Source organism: Streptomyces sp. NPDC040545 (genome assembly GCF_055595065.1).
This window is the reverse complement of sequence record NZ_JBVIWA010000005.1, coordinates 39,714-54,980: the sequence shown is the minus strand read 5'-3', so window position 1 is coordinate 54,980 and position 15,267 is coordinate 39,714. Positions and strand designations below refer to the sequence as shown.

The 15,267-nt window shown below is 73.2% G+C and carries 16 protein-coding genes; 10 read left to right on the top strand and 6 right to left on the bottom strand.

All coding sequences use genetic code 11. From position 1 onward, the window contains the following. Positions 1–187 precede the first annotated feature (187 nt). Both ACZ573_RS12690 and ACZ573_RS12685 read left to right on the top strand, forming a co-directional pair. The gene (locus ACZ573_RS12690; protein ID WP_471302787.1) at positions 188–1,501 is read left to right on the top strand and encodes a cytochrome P450 family protein; all 1,314 of its coding nucleotides are present in this window, start codon (positions 188–190) and stop codon (positions 1,499–1,501) included. A 27-nt stretch (positions 1,502–1,528) separates the two neighbouring features. Continuing rightward, positions 1,529–2,692: an amidohydrolase family protein gene (locus ACZ573_RS12685; protein WP_471302785.1), complete on the top strand. Its 1,164-nt coding sequence runs from the start codon at positions 1,529–1,531 to the stop codon at positions 2,690–2,692. Positions 2,693–2,744: 52 nt separating this feature from the next. Here ACZ573_RS12685 and ACZ573_RS12680 read toward each other — a convergent pair whose 3' ends face one another. Next, complete coding sequence (locus ACZ573_RS12680) at positions 2,745–3,170, bottom strand: OsmC family protein (protein WP_030719855.1); 426 nt, start codon at positions 3,168–3,170, stop codon at positions 2,745–2,747. 62 nt (positions 3,171–3,232) lie between these two features. Then, positions 3,233–4,288, bottom strand: coding sequence for a cell division protein ZapE (gene zapE / locus ACZ573_RS12675; RefSeq protein ID WP_471303296.1), 1,056 nt, complete (start codon positions 4,286–4,288; stop codon positions 3,233–3,235). An 84-nt stretch (positions 4,289–4,372) separates the two neighbouring features. On the opposite strand from zapE, the gene ACZ573_RS12670 reads away from it, so the two are divergent. From ACZ573_RS12670 to msrB, 4 genes are all read left to right on the top strand, one after another. Beyond that, entirely contained in the window at positions 4,373–5,155 is a 783-nt protein-coding gene (locus ACZ573_RS12670) for a pyrimidine reductase family protein (RefSeq protein ID WP_471302782.1), read from the top strand. Positions 5,156–5,303: 148 nt separating this feature from the next. Continuing rightward, entirely contained in the window at positions 5,304–5,771 is a 468-nt protein-coding gene (locus ACZ573_RS12665) for an indole-3-glycerol phosphate synthase (protein ID WP_471302780.1), read from the top strand. 61 nt (positions 5,772–5,832) lie between these two features. Next, positions 5,833–7,230, top strand: coding sequence for a UDP-N-acetylmuramate--L-alanine ligase (murC, locus tag ACZ573_RS12660; protein WP_471302778.1), 1,398 nt, complete (start codon positions 5,833–5,835; stop codon positions 7,228–7,230). Positions 7,231–7,253: 23 nt separating this feature from the next. Further along, positions 7,254–7,667, top strand: coding sequence for a peptide-methionine (R)-S-oxide reductase MsrB (gene msrB / locus ACZ573_RS12655; protein ID WP_471302777.1), 414 nt, complete (start codon positions 7,254–7,256; stop codon positions 7,665–7,667). Between the two features lie 447 nt (positions 7,668–8,114). On the opposite strand, the gene ACZ573_RS12650 is transcribed toward msrB, so the two are convergent. Together ACZ573_RS12650 and ACZ573_RS12645 are read right to left on the bottom strand one after the other, a co-directional pair. Continuing rightward, positions 8,115–8,897 carry a hypothetical protein gene (locus ACZ573_RS12650; RefSeq protein WP_471302776.1) on the bottom strand — a complete coding sequence of 261 codons (783 nt, stop codon included), beginning with the start codon at positions 8,895–8,897 and terminating at the stop codon, positions 8,115–8,117. A gap of 9 nt (positions 8,898–8,906) precedes the next feature. Next, a complete protein-coding gene (locus ACZ573_RS12645; protein WP_471302775.1) occupies positions 8,907–9,206 on the bottom strand; it encodes a hypothetical protein in 300 nt (99 codons plus the stop codon). A 288-nt stretch (positions 9,207–9,494) separates the two neighbouring features. On the opposite strand from ACZ573_RS12645, the gene ACZ573_RS12640 reads away from it, so the two are divergent. The 4 genes from ACZ573_RS12640 to ACZ573_RS12625 are packed head-to-tail and all read left to right on the top strand — an operon-like array spanning position 9,495 to position 13,213. Beyond that, complete coding sequence (locus tag ACZ573_RS12640) at positions 9,495–11,834, top strand: sensor histidine kinase (protein WP_471302773.1); 2,340 nt, start codon at positions 9,495–9,497, stop codon at positions 11,832–11,834. Then, positions 11,831–12,247, top strand: coding sequence for a roadblock/LC7 domain-containing protein (locus ACZ573_RS12635; protein ID WP_030012808.1), 417 nt, complete (start codon positions 11,831–11,833; stop codon positions 12,245–12,247). The genes ACZ573_RS12640 and ACZ573_RS12635 overlap by 4 nt, the downstream gene beginning before the upstream one ends. Next, positions 12,247–12,621, top strand: a complete 375-nt coding sequence (locus tag ACZ573_RS12630; RefSeq protein WP_471302771.1) for a DUF742 domain-containing protein — start codon at positions 12,247–12,249, stop codon at positions 12,619–12,621. The genes ACZ573_RS12635 and ACZ573_RS12630 overlap by 1 nt, the downstream gene beginning before the upstream one ends. Then, complete coding sequence (locus ACZ573_RS12625) at positions 12,608–13,213, top strand: GTP-binding protein (RefSeq protein WP_471302769.1); 606 nt, start codon at positions 12,608–12,610, stop codon at positions 13,211–13,213. The genes ACZ573_RS12630 and ACZ573_RS12625 overlap by 14 nt, the downstream gene beginning before the upstream one ends. On the opposite strand, the gene ACZ573_RS12620 is transcribed toward ACZ573_RS12625, so the two are convergent. Next, the gene (locus tag ACZ573_RS12620) at positions 13,203–14,123 is read right to left on the bottom strand and encodes an NAD-dependent epimerase/dehydratase family protein (RefSeq protein WP_471302766.1); all 921 of its coding nucleotides are present in this window, start codon (positions 14,121–14,123) and stop codon (positions 13,203–13,205) included. The genes ACZ573_RS12625 and ACZ573_RS12620 overlap by 11 nt on opposite strands. Next, a complete protein-coding gene (locus ACZ573_RS12615; protein ID WP_471302764.1) occupies positions 14,120–15,241 on the bottom strand; it encodes a cytochrome P450 family protein in 1,122 nt (373 codons plus the stop codon). Before ACZ573_RS12615 ends, ACZ573_RS12620 begins: the two co-directional genes overlap by 4 nt. Positions 15,242–15,267: the final 26 nt, after the last annotated feature.

Sequence of the window (15,267 nt, the reverse complement as noted above, 5' to 3'; positions counted from 1 at the left end):
CCCGCCACACACTCGGCCCGGACGGGCGGCCGCCGATCGGCTGACGGTCGGCCGGACCCGCACCCGGACCCGCCCCGGCCCCCGGCACCGGCGGCTCACTCGAACGGGAAAGGCGCCGTTTCGCGACGCATCCGCACGGGGAACCGGTGTTGTCCCCAGCAGGCGAGTGCGACGGAGGGTACGGACCATGGCGCAGCAGGATGCGGCACCGGACGGCGGCGGAGAGCTGCACGAGATCGTGTCGGCCGTGTCCCGGGGCGCGCCGGAGTACCGGCAGTGTCCCCATCCGATGTACGCCGCCCTGCGCGAGCAGGACCCGGTGTGCCGGCTGACCCCTCCCCACGGGATCGAGACGTACCTCATCACCCGTTACGACGACGCCCGCGACGCCCTGTCGGACCCCAGGTTCAGCAAGAACATGCACGGCGCCATCGACACCTACCACGCCGTGTACGGCAGCTTCTTCGACGCGCTCGACGACAACGTGCTCTTCTCGGACCCGCCCCGGCACACGCGGCTGCGCCGCGTCCTGCGGAGCGCCTTCACCCCCCGGCGGGTGGAGCAGATGCGCCCGAGGATCACCGAGATCACCGAGGGCATCCTGCGCGAATGCCGCAAGGCGGGCACGGTCGACCTCATGGCCGCGTTCGCGTTCCCGCTGCCCGTCGCGGTCCTGTGCGAGCTGATGGGCATCCCGCAGGAGGACCGCCCGGAGATCCTGGAGCAGTTCGCGGTGGTGACCCGCTCCCGGTTCGACCCCAGCAGGAGGGCGGAGCTGAAGGCGGCCGAGGAGCGGCTGCAGCACCGGCTGGAGCGGCTCATCGCGGACACGCGCGAGCACCCGTCGGACTCCTTCCTCAGCGACCTCCTCCAGGCGGAGGAACGGCTGGAGGATCCCGAACTGGTCGCGTCGCTGTGGGTCCTGTTCTTCGCCGGCCACAAGACCACCGCCTACCAGATCGGCAATTGCGTCCTCAACCTGCTGCTCCGCCCCGATCAGGCGGCGTTGCTGCGCAAGGACCCCGCGCTCGTCCCGCGGGCGGTCGAGGAGATGCTGCGCTTCGAGGGCTCGGTGGAGACGTCGACCTTCCGGTACGCGGCGCAGGACGCCGAGATCCGGGGCACGGCGATTCCCGAAGGCTCCCTCGTGCAGATCGCGATCTCCTCGGCCAACCGGGACCCCGAGAAGTTCGACCTCCCCGACGAGCTGAACGTGACGCGGGAGGGTCTCCAGGGGACGCACCTGGGCTTCGGGCACGGAACCCACTACTGCCTGGGGGCACCCCTGGCGCGGCTCGAACTCGAGATCGCGCTCACCACCCTCCTGCGGGAGTTCCCGGACATGGAGCTCGCGGACGCGCAGGAGACCGGCAGGGCCTGGCTCAAGGGTCCGGTGCCGGCGTTCCGGGGCCTCGAACACCTCCGGCTCGTCCTGGAGCCGCACCGCCCCGGCGCGGACCCGGACGAGTCGTCCCTGGCCTCCGTGGCCTCCAGCAGGTAACCCAGACCCGATGGGCGGTGGATTGGCATGACGGATTCCGGGAGTACCTCCGCACTGCGCCTCCTGGGGACGCCGGCGGACGAACTGCGGATCGCCGCCGTGGGCACCAGCGAGGTCATCCGGGTCGCGCGGGGCCACTCCGCACCGGATACGGACGCGGCGCGCGCGGGCCATTCGAAGATCGACATGCATCATCACTTCTGCGCGCCCCAGTGGCGCGACTGGGCCGCGCACCACGAACTGATCGATCCGCAGCGGCTGCCCCCGTGGAGCCGGCTCGGCACCGATGCGGCGATCCGCTTCATGGACGGCGCGGGCATCACGACCGCCGTCCTCAAACCGATGCTGCCGGCGCGCTACCGGTCGTCGGCGCAGCTGCGCGAGGCCATCAACATCACGCTGCAGTCGATGACCGAGGTGGCCCTGGCGTATCCGGGACGGTTCTCGTACTACGTGCCGTTGTTCCTGGACGACCCGGAGGCCTCGTCATGGGCCGTGCGCCGCGGGCTCGGGCAGCTCGGGGCCGTCGGGGTGAACGTGACGGCCAACTACGGGGGCGTGTACCTCGGTGATCCCGCCTACGACCGGCTGTTCCACGAGCTGAACGAGTTCTCCGCCGTGGTGGACACCCACCCGCACAACCTTCCGGACGGCCCGTGCGGCCCGCCCGGTGGGTCCGGCCCGCCCGGTGGGTCCGGTCCGTCCGGCCCCGGTGCGTCGGGTCCGCCCGGTGGGTCGACGGTTCCGGGCATCCCGAACTTCATGTGCGACTTCCTGCTGGACACCACGCGGGCCGCCGTGAACATGATCAGCCACAGGACGCTCGACCGGTTCCCGGACATCTCCGTCGTCCTGCCGCACGCCGGAGGTTTCCTGCCGTACATCGCGACGCGTCTGCAGGCCCTCGGGCGGTTCTGCGAACCGCCCGTCGAACCCGCCGCCGTCCGTGACCACCTGAGCCGCTTCTACTACGACACGGCAGGCCCCATGGCGCCCGCCGCGACCCTGCTGGAGCACGTACCGGCCGACCACGTCCTCTTCGGCACGGACTGGCCCGCCGCCCCCGCCGACACGGTCATGGACCTGGCGCTGCCCGCCCTCGAAGCCGACCCGGCCTTCACCCCGGAGCAGCTGCGGGGGATCTACCACGACAACGCGATGCGCCTGATCCCGCAGTTGGCGACCGCCTGACGGGGGTGTGGGCCGCGATCTGCGGCCCGCACCCCCGCCGGAGCGGGAGCGATCAGACGAGCTCCGCGCTCAGGGTGATCGTCGTACCGGTCAGGGCCTGGCTGACCGGGCAGTTCTTCTTGGCGTCCTCGGCCGCGGCGGCGAAGCCCTCCGCGTCCAGGCCGGGGACCTCCGCACGGACCGTCAGGTGGATGCCCGTGATGCCCTCGCCCGGCTGGAAGGTCACATCGGCCTTGGTCTCCAGGCGGGTGGGCGGGGTGCCGGCGCCGTCCAGGCCGTGCGAGAGGGCCATCGAGTAGCAGCTGGAGTGCGCGGCGGCGATCAGCTCTTCCGGGCTGGTCTTGCCGTTCGCGGCCTCGGCGCGCGAGGGCCAGGAGACCTCGAACGAGCCCCGGCCCGAGGAGTCGAGGCTGACCGTGCCGGCGCCCTTGAGCAGGTTGCCTTCCCAGACGGTGTGCGCGGTACGCGTGGTGGCCATGGTGATCCCTTCGAAGATGGGGGAAACGGCCGGGCTCCCGGAAGGGCCCGGCGTCCCCAAACCTACTGGGAGACCAGGGGCTTCGCGTCGCGCGCCAGGGCGGTGAGCCGCGATATGGCGCGGAAGTACTTCTTCCGATAGCCGCCGTTCAGCATGTCCTCACTGAACAGCTTGTCGAAGGGGACACCCGAGGCCAGCACCGGGATCTCGCGGTCGTACAGCCGGTCGGCCAGTACCACCAGCCGCAGCGCCGTCGACTGGTCCGGCACCGGGCCGACGTCGGTCAGGCAGACCGCCGTGAGGCCGTCGGTCAGCGCGCCGTAGCGGCTGGGGTGCACCCGGGCCAGGTGTTCGAGCAGGCCGGGGAAGTCGTCCAGGCTCGCGCCCTCGGTCGCGTACGCGGCCTTGGTGACCTGCTCGTCCGAGAACGGCGCCGGGGCCTCCGGGAGACCGCGGTGGCGGTAGTCCTGGCCGTCGATCCGCAGCGGCCGGAAGTGCGCCGACAGCCCCTGGATCTCGCGCAGGAAGTCGGCGGCGGCGAAGCGGCCCTCGCCGAGCTTGCCGGGGAGCGTGTTGGAGGTGGCGGCCAGCGCCACACCCTGCTCGACGAGGCGACTGAGCAGCGAGGACACCAGAACGGTGTCGCCCGGGTCGTCCAGCTCGAACTCGTCGATGCACAGCAGCCGGTGTCCGCCGAGGGTCTGCACGGTCTGCTGGAAGCCGAGCGCGCCGACCAGGTTGGTCAGCTCCACGAAGGTGCCGAAGGCCTTGAGCGCGGGTTCGGCCGGGGTGGCGTGCCACAGGGAGGCCAGCAGGTGGGTCTTGCCGACGCCGTAGCCGCCGTCGAGGTAGACCCCGCGCGGGGCGACGGGGGCGGCCGGCTTCTTCGAGAACCAGCGCTTCTTGCCGGCGCCGCTGGCGTGCGCGCCGCCCAGACCGGCGGCGAAACCGCTCAGCACGGTGACGGCCTCGGACTGGCTGGGCTGGGTCGGGTCGGGGTTGTACGTGTCGAAGCGCACCGAGTCGAACCGCGGCGGCGGCACCATCTCGGCCACCAGCCGTTCGGCGGGCACCCGCGGCTCGCGCGCGCAGAGGGCCTGGGGCCCCGCGTCGGCTATGGGGGGCCGGCCGGAGGTGTAACCGGAGGTGGAGAGAGAAGTCGACACAGCTCTCAACTCTACGGGGCGTGGCACACTGCACCGATGCGACGCCTGTTCCCTGTGACCGATCAGACATCAGCCTCGCCCCAGGACCGGGCCGACCGGGAGTGGTCGCTCGACGAACTCGCGGAGGCCTACGCGTACCCCGCGCTCAAGGCGGACGGCCACTGGCTGCGGGCCAACATGGTCTCCACGCTGGACGGGGGCGCCCAGCACGAAGGCCGCTCGCAGCCCATCTCCGGCGAGAGCGACATGCGGATCTTCGGCACGCTGCGGGCGCTGGCCGATGTGGTGGTCGTCGGCGCGGAAACGGTTCGCCAGGAGGGCTACCGCCCGGCCCGCGCCCGGGAGGCCTTCGCCGCCCGCCGGGCCGCCTCCGGGCAGGGCCCGGCGCCCGCCATCGCCGTGGTCACCGCCAGCATGGACCTGGACTTCTCGCTGCCCCTGTTCACCTCCCCGCTGGTGCCGACCCTGGTGCTCACCGGAGCCGCCGCGCCCGCCGCCCGGGTGGCCGAGGCCGTGGCGGCCGGGGCCGAGGTGGTGGTGGCCGGCGAGGGCGCGGGGGTGGACGCCGCCCGGGCGGTACGGGAGCTCGCCGCGCGCGGGCTGCGCCGCCAGCTCACCGAGGGCGGGCCCCGGCTCCTGGGCCAGTTCGTCGCCGCCGACGCCCTGGACGAGCTGTGCCTGACGATCTCCCCGATGCTCGTGGCGGGAGGCGCCCAGCGGATCGCCGGCGGCCCCTCCGTCACGGTTCCGCACCGGCTCGCGCCCGCCTGCGTACTGGAAGAGGCCGGGTTCCTCTTCACGAGCTACCGTCGGATCTGACAAGACGCGGAATTTGTCGTTCCGCTTTGCTTCCGCTGGGCACATAACTGGGCAGGTATGTCTGCGCAGGGCCCCGTGCGACAGCGGGGCAGGATGGTTTCCGCAGGGGCCGGCCGGCCGGCCTCGGCCCATGAAGGAGAGGGCGTCCGTGTTCACGAGCGTATTGATGATCGAGCAGCCGCTGACCGCGGTGGACGTGGACTTCGTCACCAACCTGCACGGGGACGACGCGGTCTCCTTCATCGTGCTCATGCAACCCCGGGGCGACCAGGACCGACTGCTGCGCGCCATCGACGACGTAGCGCTCGGTGAGCTCCCCGATGCCATCCGTGAGGGCGACGAACCCGAGGGCGAGGACGCCCTCGGCCCCGCCGCGCACGCCCTCGCGCACTCCCTGAACGCGCTGCGCGCCAAGGGCGCCAAGGCCGTCGGGCAGATCATCGAGGACCACCCGCTCGACAAGCTGAAGTCCGTCGTGGAGGAGCACGAGGCCGACGAGGTGATCGTCCTGACCGCCCCGCACTTCGTGGAGGAGTTCTTCCACCGGGACTGGGCCTCGCGCGCCCGCCACAAGGTCGGCGTTCCCGTGCTCAAGCTCTTCGCCCACAACGAATAGGCTTGGGGCCAGTCAGAGCCTCACGCGCACCCGCAAGAAACACGATCCTGGAGCGACCTGAATGAAGCCCGGCCTGCCGACCGCCATGGAACGGCCCCACTTCATCGGCATCGGCGGCGCCGGCATGTCCGGCATCGCGAAGATCCTGGCCCAGCGCGGCGCGCAGGTGGCCGGCAGCGACAGCCGCGGTGACTCCGAGACCGCCGAGGCGCTGCGCGCCCACGGCGCCACGGTCCACGGCGGACACGCGGCCGGGAACCTCGCCGCCGACTCCACCTGCGTGGTCGTCTCCAGCGCGATCCGCGCCGACAACCCCGAGCTGGCCCGTGCCGCCGAGCTCGGCATCCCCGTCGTGCACCGCTCCGACGCGCTGGCCGCCCTGATGGACGGGCTGCGGCCGATCGCCGTCGCCGGCACGCACGGCAAGACCACCACCACCTCGATGCTGGCGGTGTCCCTCTCGGCCCTGGGCCTGGACCCCTCGTACGCCATCGGCGGCGACCTGGACGCCCCCGGCTCCAACGCCCAGCACGGCGAGGGCGACATCTTCGTGGCCGAGGCGGACGAGAGCGACCGCACCTTCCACAAGTACACCCCGCAGGTCGCGATCATCCTCAACGCGGAGCTCGACCACCACGCGAACTACGCCTCCATCGACGAGATCTACGAGTCCTTCGAGACCTTCGTCGGCAAGGTCGTGCCCGGCGGCACCCTCGTCGTCGCCCACGGCCAGGAGGGCGCCGCCGAGATCGCCCGCCGGGTCGCCGGCCGGGAGGGCCTCACCGTCGTCACGTACGGCGAGGAGGAGGGCGCCGACGTCCGGATCACCAAGATCACCCCGCGCGGCCTGACCAGCGAGGTCACCGTGATCCTGGACGGCCGGATGCTCACCTTCACCGTCTCGGTCCCCGGCCGCCACTACGCGCACAACGCCGTCGCGGCCCTCGCCGCGGGCGTGGCGCTCGGCATCCCGGCGCACAACCTGGCGAGCGCGCTCGGCAAGTACACCGGCGTCAAGCGCCGCCTCCAGCTCAAGGGCGAGGCCGCGGGCGTCCAGGTGATCGACTCCTACGCGCACCACCCCACCGAGATGACCGCCGACCTGGAGGCCATCCGCGGAGCCGCCGGTGACTCCCGGATCCTGGTCGTCTTCCAGCCGCACCTCTTCTCCCGCACGCAGGAGCTCGGCAAGGAGATGGGCCGGTCGCTGGCCCTCGCCGACGCCTCCCTGGTCCTGGACATCTACCCGGCCCGCGAGGACCCGATCCCCGGCGTCACCAGCGAGCTGATCATCGCGGCCGCACGGGCCGCGGGCGCCGACGTCACCGCCGAGCACGACAAGGCGGCCGTCGCCGACGCCATCGCGGGAATGGCCAAGCCCGGTGATCTCGTTCTCACCATGGGCGCGGGCGACGTCACGGACCTCGGTCCGGCCATCCTCGCCCGGCTGTCGAGCTGAAGGTACGAGGGAGCGGGAGAGTCATGTCCTACGAGGTCGAGAAGACGGACGAGCAGTGGCAGGCGGAGCTGACCCCGTCCGAGTACCAGGTGCTGCGCCTGGCGGGCACCGAGCCGGCCTTCCGCGGTGAATACACGGACACCAAGACGGAGGGCGTCTACTCCTGCCGCGGCTGCGGGGCCGAGCTGTTCCGCTCGTCGGAGAAGTTCGAGTCGCACTGCGGCTGGCCGTCCTTCTACGACCCGAAGGACACCGACGCGGTCGAACTGATCGCGGACACCTCGCACGGGATGGTCCGCACCGAGGTCCGCTGTGCGAAGTGCGGCTCCCACCTGGGCCACGTCTTCGAGGGCGAGGGCTACCCGACCCCGACGGACCAGCGGTACTGCATCAACAGCATCTCCCTGCGCCTGACCCCGGGCGGCCAGGAGAGCTGACCCCGTCCGGTTCCCTTCGGGCCCACCTCCCGCAGGGAACCGGTCGCCGGCGCTCGCTGCGCGGATTCGAACCCGCCTCCACCCGGAGATCGTGAGCAGTCCCGCAGTCCCATCTCCCTTTGTCCCCGCGGTCGTCAGCATGTGAGATCAGGGGCCGGCCTTGTGATCGCAGGGGGATGATGCCCGGCCGCCGGACGCCGCGGCCGTCGGCGGACGGCTCCGGCAGCTGGAGGCGCCCCGCGGCTACACGCCCACGCTGGCCGAGCCCGCCGGTTTCCGCACCGACGGCCTCTGGGTCTGGTCCGACCAGATCGCCTACTACCTCGAACGCTACCGGTGCGCCCCGGACCCGGCCCTGCGCCACCACCTCGCGCAGCGCGGCCGACAGCGGCCGGACGTGCCGGCGCGGCTGCTGAGCGCTGCCGGAAAGCTCGTACGGAGCGAGCCTCAGGGATCGCTGACCCGCCGACCGGCCACCGATGCCAGGTAGCCCGGTACCTCGTGCACCCGGCTGCCGAGGGCGGCGGCCAGAGCCTGGGACCGGGCCGGCGTGATACCGAGCGCGAGCGGTACCTGGCGGGGGCTGTACGGGGAGGGGCAGACGGCGATCGGGTTGTCGCCGGCCGAGGCCCAACGGGGCCTGCCGGCCAGGTCCTGCTCCCCGAGCAGCATCGCCGCCAGCCCGCCGGCCGCCTCCGCGCGGATCCCGCAGCGGGACAGCGCGCGGGCCACGGTGTCGTACGCCTCGCCGGGCATGTCGGCGTCGCCCAGCATGGGCAGCAGGAGGAGGAGACGCTCGGACGGATCGGTCAAACCCTCACCGCCTTCCTGTGTGCTCGCGGCGAGCGTGAGGAGCTCCGTCCAGGACAGGCCGGGGCCGGCTTCGTCCGCGCCGCACTGGCCGAGATGGCCGAGGCGGCCCCACGCGGGATGGCGGACGAAGAACTCGACGTCGTTCTGGTCCTCCCAGTTCGCATAGACGGCATGGGCCGTGTGCCCGCCGCCGAAGCGGACCCTCAGGACGGGCCAGGGCTGTCCGGGGTCACCGAGACGGTCCACCATCTCGTCGTAGGCCGACGCGTCCACCCCGTACGGTTCGGGCGGTTCACCAGGATCGCCCATCGTCAACAGGACATGGGCCAGCCAGAACGCGGGGTCGCTCGCGAGGCTCTCGCCCGCGACCAGCTCGCAGTCTTCCATGTACTCCGGGATGTGTACGCCGATGCTCATGGGAGGAGATTAGGTGGGGTGGTCCGGCAGTTCGGGAACGGACGCGAACAGCGCCGTGGCGCGGACGAGCTGGCGGCGCGCGCCGACGGGCGCGGCGAACTCCTCCAGCATGGAGGTGTATCCGTGCCAGAGGCGGCGCAGGGAGTTCCGGGAGGCCTTCTCCAGGGCCTCGGCGGTGGCGGGATCGGGATCGGCCCGGCGGGCGGCGAACAGGTCCTGGACGAGCTGGGCGATGTCCTCGGGGCGTCTGCGCAGCGCCAGCGAGGCGTGCAGCTCGCGGACCAGCTGCTCGGCGTGGTGCGACGGCATGGGCCTCACCCTGCCACCGGACACCCTTGACCTCCACCGGTTGACCGGCGGCCGGAACAGGCCGGGGCGGCCTTGGTGTCGAGTACGTCGCGGTTCGATTCCGATCCGATCTCTGGCCTGCGATGATTTACCGCAAGTAGCACGCTTCGGGCTCGGAAGACACCTATCCGAATCTCCGCCCTGTCTGGTTATGATCGGCCTCCCGCCGTCCCCCGCTCGCGAGGACCGATGTCTCCCATAGAACCCGAAGGCGTACGACGGCAGTCGACGACCCGTCGGTGGCGTTCCGTGCGTCTGCGCACCCTGCTGATCTGGCTGGCCGTGGTCCCCACCGTCGCGATGGGCACCCAAGTGGCGGTGACCGCGGAACGGTTGCTGGCCCAGTCGGAGAAGCTCCGGTCCGACGTGGCGGCCGCCGAACAGGTCGGCGCCCCCCTCTACACGCTCATGGTCGACATGCAGGCCGAGCGGACGGCGACCGCGGCCCGGTGGACGGGCACCGACGGGTCCGAGGGCGAACTGCGCGTCCGCCGCGAGGCCACGGACCTGGCCGCGGCCGAGTTCCGCCGGCTGGCCGTCGACCCCTCGCGGTCCTTCGCGGAGGTGACCCGGCAACTGGAGAAGCTGGCCGGGTACCGGCAGCGCGCGGACACCCGCAGCGGCGCCGCCGACAGCACGCTGGCCTACTACTCCGAGGTGATCGGCAAGGTCATCCAGGTCTACCAGCAGGAGTTCAGCCACGCCGAGGACGCCGAACTCGCCCAGGCGAGCCGTCCCGTGGTGTCGATGCTCCAGGCCACCGAGATGGTGGCGCGCGAGGACACCGTTCTGGCCCTGGCCGGGCCGTCCGGGGAACTGACCTTCGTCGGCTACGACCAGTTCGTCAGCGCCCTGGGCGCCCAGCGGTACCTGCACGAGGCGCTGATCGTGCCGCATCTGACGGACCGGGACCAGCAGTCCTACGAGCGGGTCGTCGGCTCCTCGGACTGGCAGACCAAGACGCGCATCGAGAGCGCGGTCCTCTCCGGGCACAAGGACATCGTCTCGGGCATCAGGCTGCCCGCCGACGTCGGCGGCTGGTCCTCCGCGCACGCCAACTTCTCCGTGCAGATGACCACGCTCAACATCGACCTGGCGCGCTCGGTGCTCGCCCGCGGCGAGGCCAAGGCCGCGGAGCTGCAGACCGAGGTCGCCTGGCTGATCGGGGGCAGCGCCAGCGGCCTGCTGGCCGTCGTGGTCGTGGTGGTCTTCACCACCCGGTCGGTGCTCCGCCGCCTGCACGACCTGCACGTACGCACGGTGGCCGTCGCCGAGGAGACCCTGCCCGACGTCGTCGCCCGGCTCCGGCGCGGGCAGACCGTGGACCCCGAGGCCCTGCCGGCCGTGAGCGGGGACCGGGATGAGGTCGGACGCATCAGCGACGCCTTCGCCCGGGCCGTCGCGGTGTCCGTCGACGGACACCGCGAGCTCGCCGCCGAGCGCCACGGCTTCGGCCTGTTCGCCTCGGGCATCGCCTCGCGCACCGGAAACCTGGTCAGCCGCCAGCTGAGCCTCACCGAGGACCTCCAGGACACCTTCGGCCACGACGAGGCGCTGCTCGCCGAGCTGATGCGCGCCGACCAGCTGACGGTCGGCATGCGGCGGCAGATCGAGAACCTCCTCATCCTGGCGGGCGGCGAGGTCCCCGACCCGCACACCGAGCCCATGCGCGTCGCCGACCTGCTGCGCGAAGCGGCCGCGGAGGTCGAGGACTTCCGGCGCATCGAGCGGCAGGCCCTGGACGAGACCAGCGTGGAACCTAGGGCGATCAGCCAGATCAGCCACCTGCTCGCGGAACTGCTGGACAACGCCACCCGGTTCTCCCCGCCGAAGTCCAAGGTGGTCATCCGCGCCGAACTCGTGACCGACGGGCTGTCCGTCGAGATCGAGGACCGCGGGCCGCGGGTGAGCCCGGAGCGCTACGAGGAGATGAACGGGCGCCTGCACGAGGCCCCGCCGTACTCCGTGCTGGCGCAGAACGCGCACCGGCTCGGCCTCTTCGTGGTCGGGCACCTCGCCGACCAGCTCCGCGCGACGGTCACCCTGCGCCGCTCGGTGTACGGGGGCACCTCGGCGGTGGTGATCCTGCCCAGGCAGCTGCTGGTGGCGACCGACGGGCAGGCCCCGCGCGAGATCGAGCCGCAGGCCCGGGTCCTGGAACTGCTCCCGGCCCCGCCCCGGGTCACCGCCCCGGCCGCCCCGGTGCCGAGCCTGCCCGCGGCACGCGAGCCCGAGCCCGCCGCCGAGGCCGCCCCCGAGGCCGCCCCGGAGCCCGAGCCGGTCGTGCACACGAGCGCCGGGCTGCCGAGCCGCCGTAGGAAGGCACCCGCGGCCGTGCCCGCAGCCGTTCCCGCGCCCGCGGCCGTGCCCGCACTCGTACCCGTACCCGTACCCGCACTTGCGGTCCGCCCGGCCCTCCCGGAGCGCGTCCCGCAGACCCATATCGCCGAACAGCTGCGCGAGCCCCGCGCGCAGGAAACCGTCGTCCGGCCCGACACCGCGACACCCGAAGAGGTGGCCGATGCCTGGGCGGACTACGAACAGGGGACCCAGACAGTGGAAGAAGAGCTCCGACGGGATCAGCCATGACCACCTCACCGAACACCGCGGCATCCAACGACGCGATCTACAGCGTCCTCGACAACAACCTGAGCAGGATCGCCGGCGTCCAGGGGGCCGTGCTGCTCTCCAACGACGGCATCAAGCTCAGCGCCTACCTGCTGGACGAGCCCCAGGCCGAGCGCATGGCGGCCGCGGCCTCCGGCATCGCGTCCACGATGAAGGCGATATCCCGGGAGATCGACGGCGGCCGCGTCATCCGCCAGCTCGTCGAGATGGACGACCGGTATCTCTGCATCGTCGGATGCGGCGAGGGCAGCACGCTCATCGTGGTGACCTCCCGCAAGGCGCGGCTCGGGGAGCTGGGCGGCGAGGCCGTACGGACCGCCCAGGCGCTCGGCGAGTGGCTGGGCACCCCCGAGCGCGGCCAGCCGTCCGCGTAATGCCGCAGGACGAGCCACAGCCGCAGCCGGGGGGCCGCCGCCGGACGCGGCTGTACGCCCTGACCGATGGGCGTACGGCCGCCGCGCACTCCGTCCTCACCATGGACACCACGATCACCGCGGCGGCCGACGGCGAGGTGGACGGGACCCTGCCCACCGAGTGGCAGGAGATCCTCGCGATGTGCGCGCCGCCGGCCGGGCGGGCGGTCGCCGAGATAGCGGCGCGGATGCACATCCGCCTCACCCCCATGACGCTGCTCCTCGGCGAACTCGCCGACCGCGGGCTGATCCACCACCGGCCGCCCCTGGCGGTCGCCGAGACCACCGACGTCCACCTGCTCATGAGAATCAGGGACAGCCTTGCCCGGATATGACACGACCGCGACCGCCCACCGGGAACCGGCCCCGGTCAAGATCCTCGTCGCCGGCGGGTTCGGGGTCGGGAAGACGACCCTGGTGGAGACGATCTCCGAGATCGAGCCGCTGCGCACGGAGGAACGGCTGACGTCCGCCGGTATCGGCGTCGACGACCTCGACGGCATCGAGTCCAAGACGGTGACCACCGTGGCCATGGACTTCGGCCGGCTCACCCTCACCGACGCCGGTGTGGTCCTCTACCTGTTCGGCACGCCCGGACAGGAACGCTTCTGGTTCATGTGGGACGACCTGCTGAACGGGGCGCTCGGAGCGATCGTGCTGGTCGACACCCGGCGCCTGGACCGCAGCTTCCCGGCCGTGGACTTCTTCGAGAGCCGCGGACTGCCGTTCGTGGTCGGCGCGAACTGCTTCCACGGCGAACAGCCCTACACCGCCGAGGAGATCGGAGCGGCGCTGCACCTGCGCGATCCGAACACCCCCGTCCTCATGCTCGACGCCCGCTCCCGTACGGACGTCCGCGGCTCCCTGCTCGCGCTGCTCGACCTGCTCATCGCCAAGGCGCAGGCCCCGGCGGCCGTCAGCAGCTGAACCCCGGCCGGGCCCCGGTCACCGAGGCCAGGTGGTCCGCCAGGCCGCGGTGCGGGGCCCAGCCCTGGGCCCGCGCCCGGGTGAGGTCCAGGACCACCGGGTGCGCCAGCTGGTCCACCGCGTACCGGCTGAGGGCCGGCTCGGCCCCGGCCAGCGTCGCCACGGCCTCCGCGACCCGGGCCGCCGCGGCGGCCACCGGCAGCGGGAGGTGCCGGATCCGGGCCCGGACGCCATGGGCGCGCAGGACCGCGCGGACCGCCGCGTCGCGGCCGTACGGCTCCCCGTCGGCGATGTTGTACGCGCCCGGCGCCCAGGCCGCCGCCGTCAGACAGGCCCGCGCCAGGTTCTCCACCGCGGTGAGGCTGAGCGTCACATCCGGGCCGGGCAGCAGCAGGGTGCCCGCCCGCACCCGGGAGAGCAGCCGGGGCAGCAGCGTGGTGTCGCCCGGCCCGTAGACGGCCCGGGGCCGCAGCACCACCGCCCCGGCGGCCAGGGCCAGGGCCTCGCCCTCCGCCTTCGTCCGGCCGTAGGCGTTCAACTGCCCGGCGCGCGGGTGCTCCTCGCCGACCAGGCCACGGTCGTGCCGCGGATCGTAGACGCTGGCGCTGCTCACCCACACCACGGGCCGCCCGCCCGCCGCCGCGAGCAGCCGCCGCGTGCCGTCCACGTTGACCGCGCGCATCAGCGCCGCGGCCCGCGAGCCGGGGGCCGGATCGCCGACGGCCGCCGCACAGTGCACCACCAGGTCCACGCCCGCCAGGTCCGGCGGCTCCGAGGCGGCGTCCCAGAAGCGGTGCGTGCCCACCGGGCCCGGCCTGCGCCCCAGGCACACCACCTCGGCGCCGGCCGCCGCGGCGGCGCGGGCCACGTGCCCGCCGCAGAAGCCGCTCGCGCCCGTGACCGCGATCACGACCCGGCCCCGGAGACCCCTGCCCGTACGGTCAGTACGCGCCAGCCGGGCAGCGCCGCCCCCCGGTCCACCCGGGCCCGCGTCACCACCGGCCGGTACGGGGCCAGCGCGCCCAGGACGTCGGCCAGTTGGGCCCGGGCCAGCCGGGCCCCGGGACACGCGTGCGGTCCGGCGCCGAACACCAGCCGGTCCACGGCCGGGCCGGCGGGCCGCTCGGCGTCCGGGTCGCGCCGGTGCGCCCCAGCCGCGTGCCGGGCGACCAGCAGCAGCCGGTCGCCGCCGCGCACCGGGCAGCCGCCCACGACCCCGTCCGCCGCGGCCACCCGGGGCAGCAGCGGCGAGGCCGAGGTGACCCGCAGCAGCTCGTCGGCGAGCACCGGCCGCAGGGCCTCGTCCGCCGCCTGCTCCCACAGCCCCGCGTCGGCGCACCAGGCCACCGCCCGGGGCAGCGCGGCGACGGTGGTGTTGACGGCGGCCACCGCGACCATCGCCGGCAGGGCCTCGCCGGCGGGCCCCAGGAGCCGGCGGAGCCGGTCGGCGGCGCGGGCCGCGGCGGCCTCGGCGCGCGGGCGGCGCGGCCCCGGCAGATGGCTGCGTACGGCGGCGGCCGCCGCCTCGGCCGCCGCCCCGGCGACCGCCCGCGGGTCGGCCCCGGACCCGAGCAGGGCGCACACCACCGACCCGGAGAGCTCCCGCGCGAGGTCGGCGAGGTCCACCTCGCCGCCCCGGTCCAGCGGCGCGAGCCGGCGTACGAGCAACGGCCGCCAGAGCGACCGGAGATCCTCGACCCCGGCGCTGCCCAGGGAGCTCGCGAGGCCCCGCCGGTCCGCGCGGTGCCCGCCGCCCTCCTGGTCGAAGAGCACACCCCCGGCGCCGCCCCCGCCGGCGAGCAGGGCCGTCCGCGCGGCGGCGCCCGTCGTACCGGCCGCCGTCCGGTCGAGCGGCAGCCGGGTCAGGGCCTCCCGGTAGGCCTCGGGGCCGTGCACCAGCAGGGTCCGGCCGAGCCGGCGCACCGGACGGCCCCGGGTGGCGGCCAGCAGCCCGAACAGCAGGGGATGGCTGCGCAGATAGACCCGGCGGTCGCGGCGACGCGCCCTGGTGTGGGACGTGGTGCTCATCGGGGGTGTACCTCCGTGGAATCGGC

What these genes read in the sequence shown, in the direction of transcription:
- ACZ573_RS12650 (WP_471302776.1), bottom strand. Translation starts at nt 8,897, where the DNA reads ATGAGCATCGGCGTACACATCCCGGAGTACATGGAAGACTGCGAGCTG.
- ACZ573_RS12680 (WP_030719855.1), bottom strand. Translation starts at nt 3,170, where the DNA reads ATGGCCACCACGCGTACCGCGCACACCGTCTGGGAAGGCAACCTGCTC.
- ACZ573_RS12685 (WP_471302785.1), top strand. Translation starts at nt 1,529, where the DNA reads ATGACGGATTCCGGGAGTACCTCCGCACTGCGCCTCCTGGGGACGCCG.
- ACZ573_RS12615 (WP_471302764.1), bottom strand. Translation starts at nt 15,241, where the DNA reads ATGAGCACCACGTCCCACACCAGGGCGCGTCGCCGCGACCGCCGGGTC.
- ACZ573_RS12635 (WP_030012808.1), top strand. Translation starts at nt 11,831, where the DNA reads ATGACCACCTCACCGAACACCGCGGCATCCAACGACGCGATCTACAGC.
- ACZ573_RS12630 (WP_471302771.1), top strand. Translation starts at nt 12,247, where the DNA reads ATGCCGCAGGACGAGCCACAGCCGCAGCCGGGGGGCCGCCGCCGGACG.
- ACZ573_RS12670 (WP_471302782.1), top strand. Translation starts at nt 4,373, where the DNA reads ATGCGACGCCTGTTCCCTGTGACCGATCAGACATCAGCCTCGCCCCAG.
- ACZ573_RS12690 (WP_471302787.1), top strand. Translation starts at nt 188, where the DNA reads ATGGCGCAGCAGGATGCGGCACCGGACGGCGGCGGAGAGCTGCACGAG.
- msrB (WP_471302777.1), top strand. Translation starts at nt 7,254, where the DNA reads ATGTCCTACGAGGTCGAGAAGACGGACGAGCAGTGGCAGGCGGAGCTG.
- murC (WP_471302778.1), top strand. Translation starts at nt 5,833, where the DNA reads ATGAAGCCCGGCCTGCCGACCGCCATGGAACGGCCCCACTTCATCGGC.
- ACZ573_RS12645 (WP_471302775.1), bottom strand. Translation starts at nt 9,206, where the DNA reads ATGCCGTCGCACCACGCCGAGCAGCTGGTCCGCGAGCTGCACGCCTCG.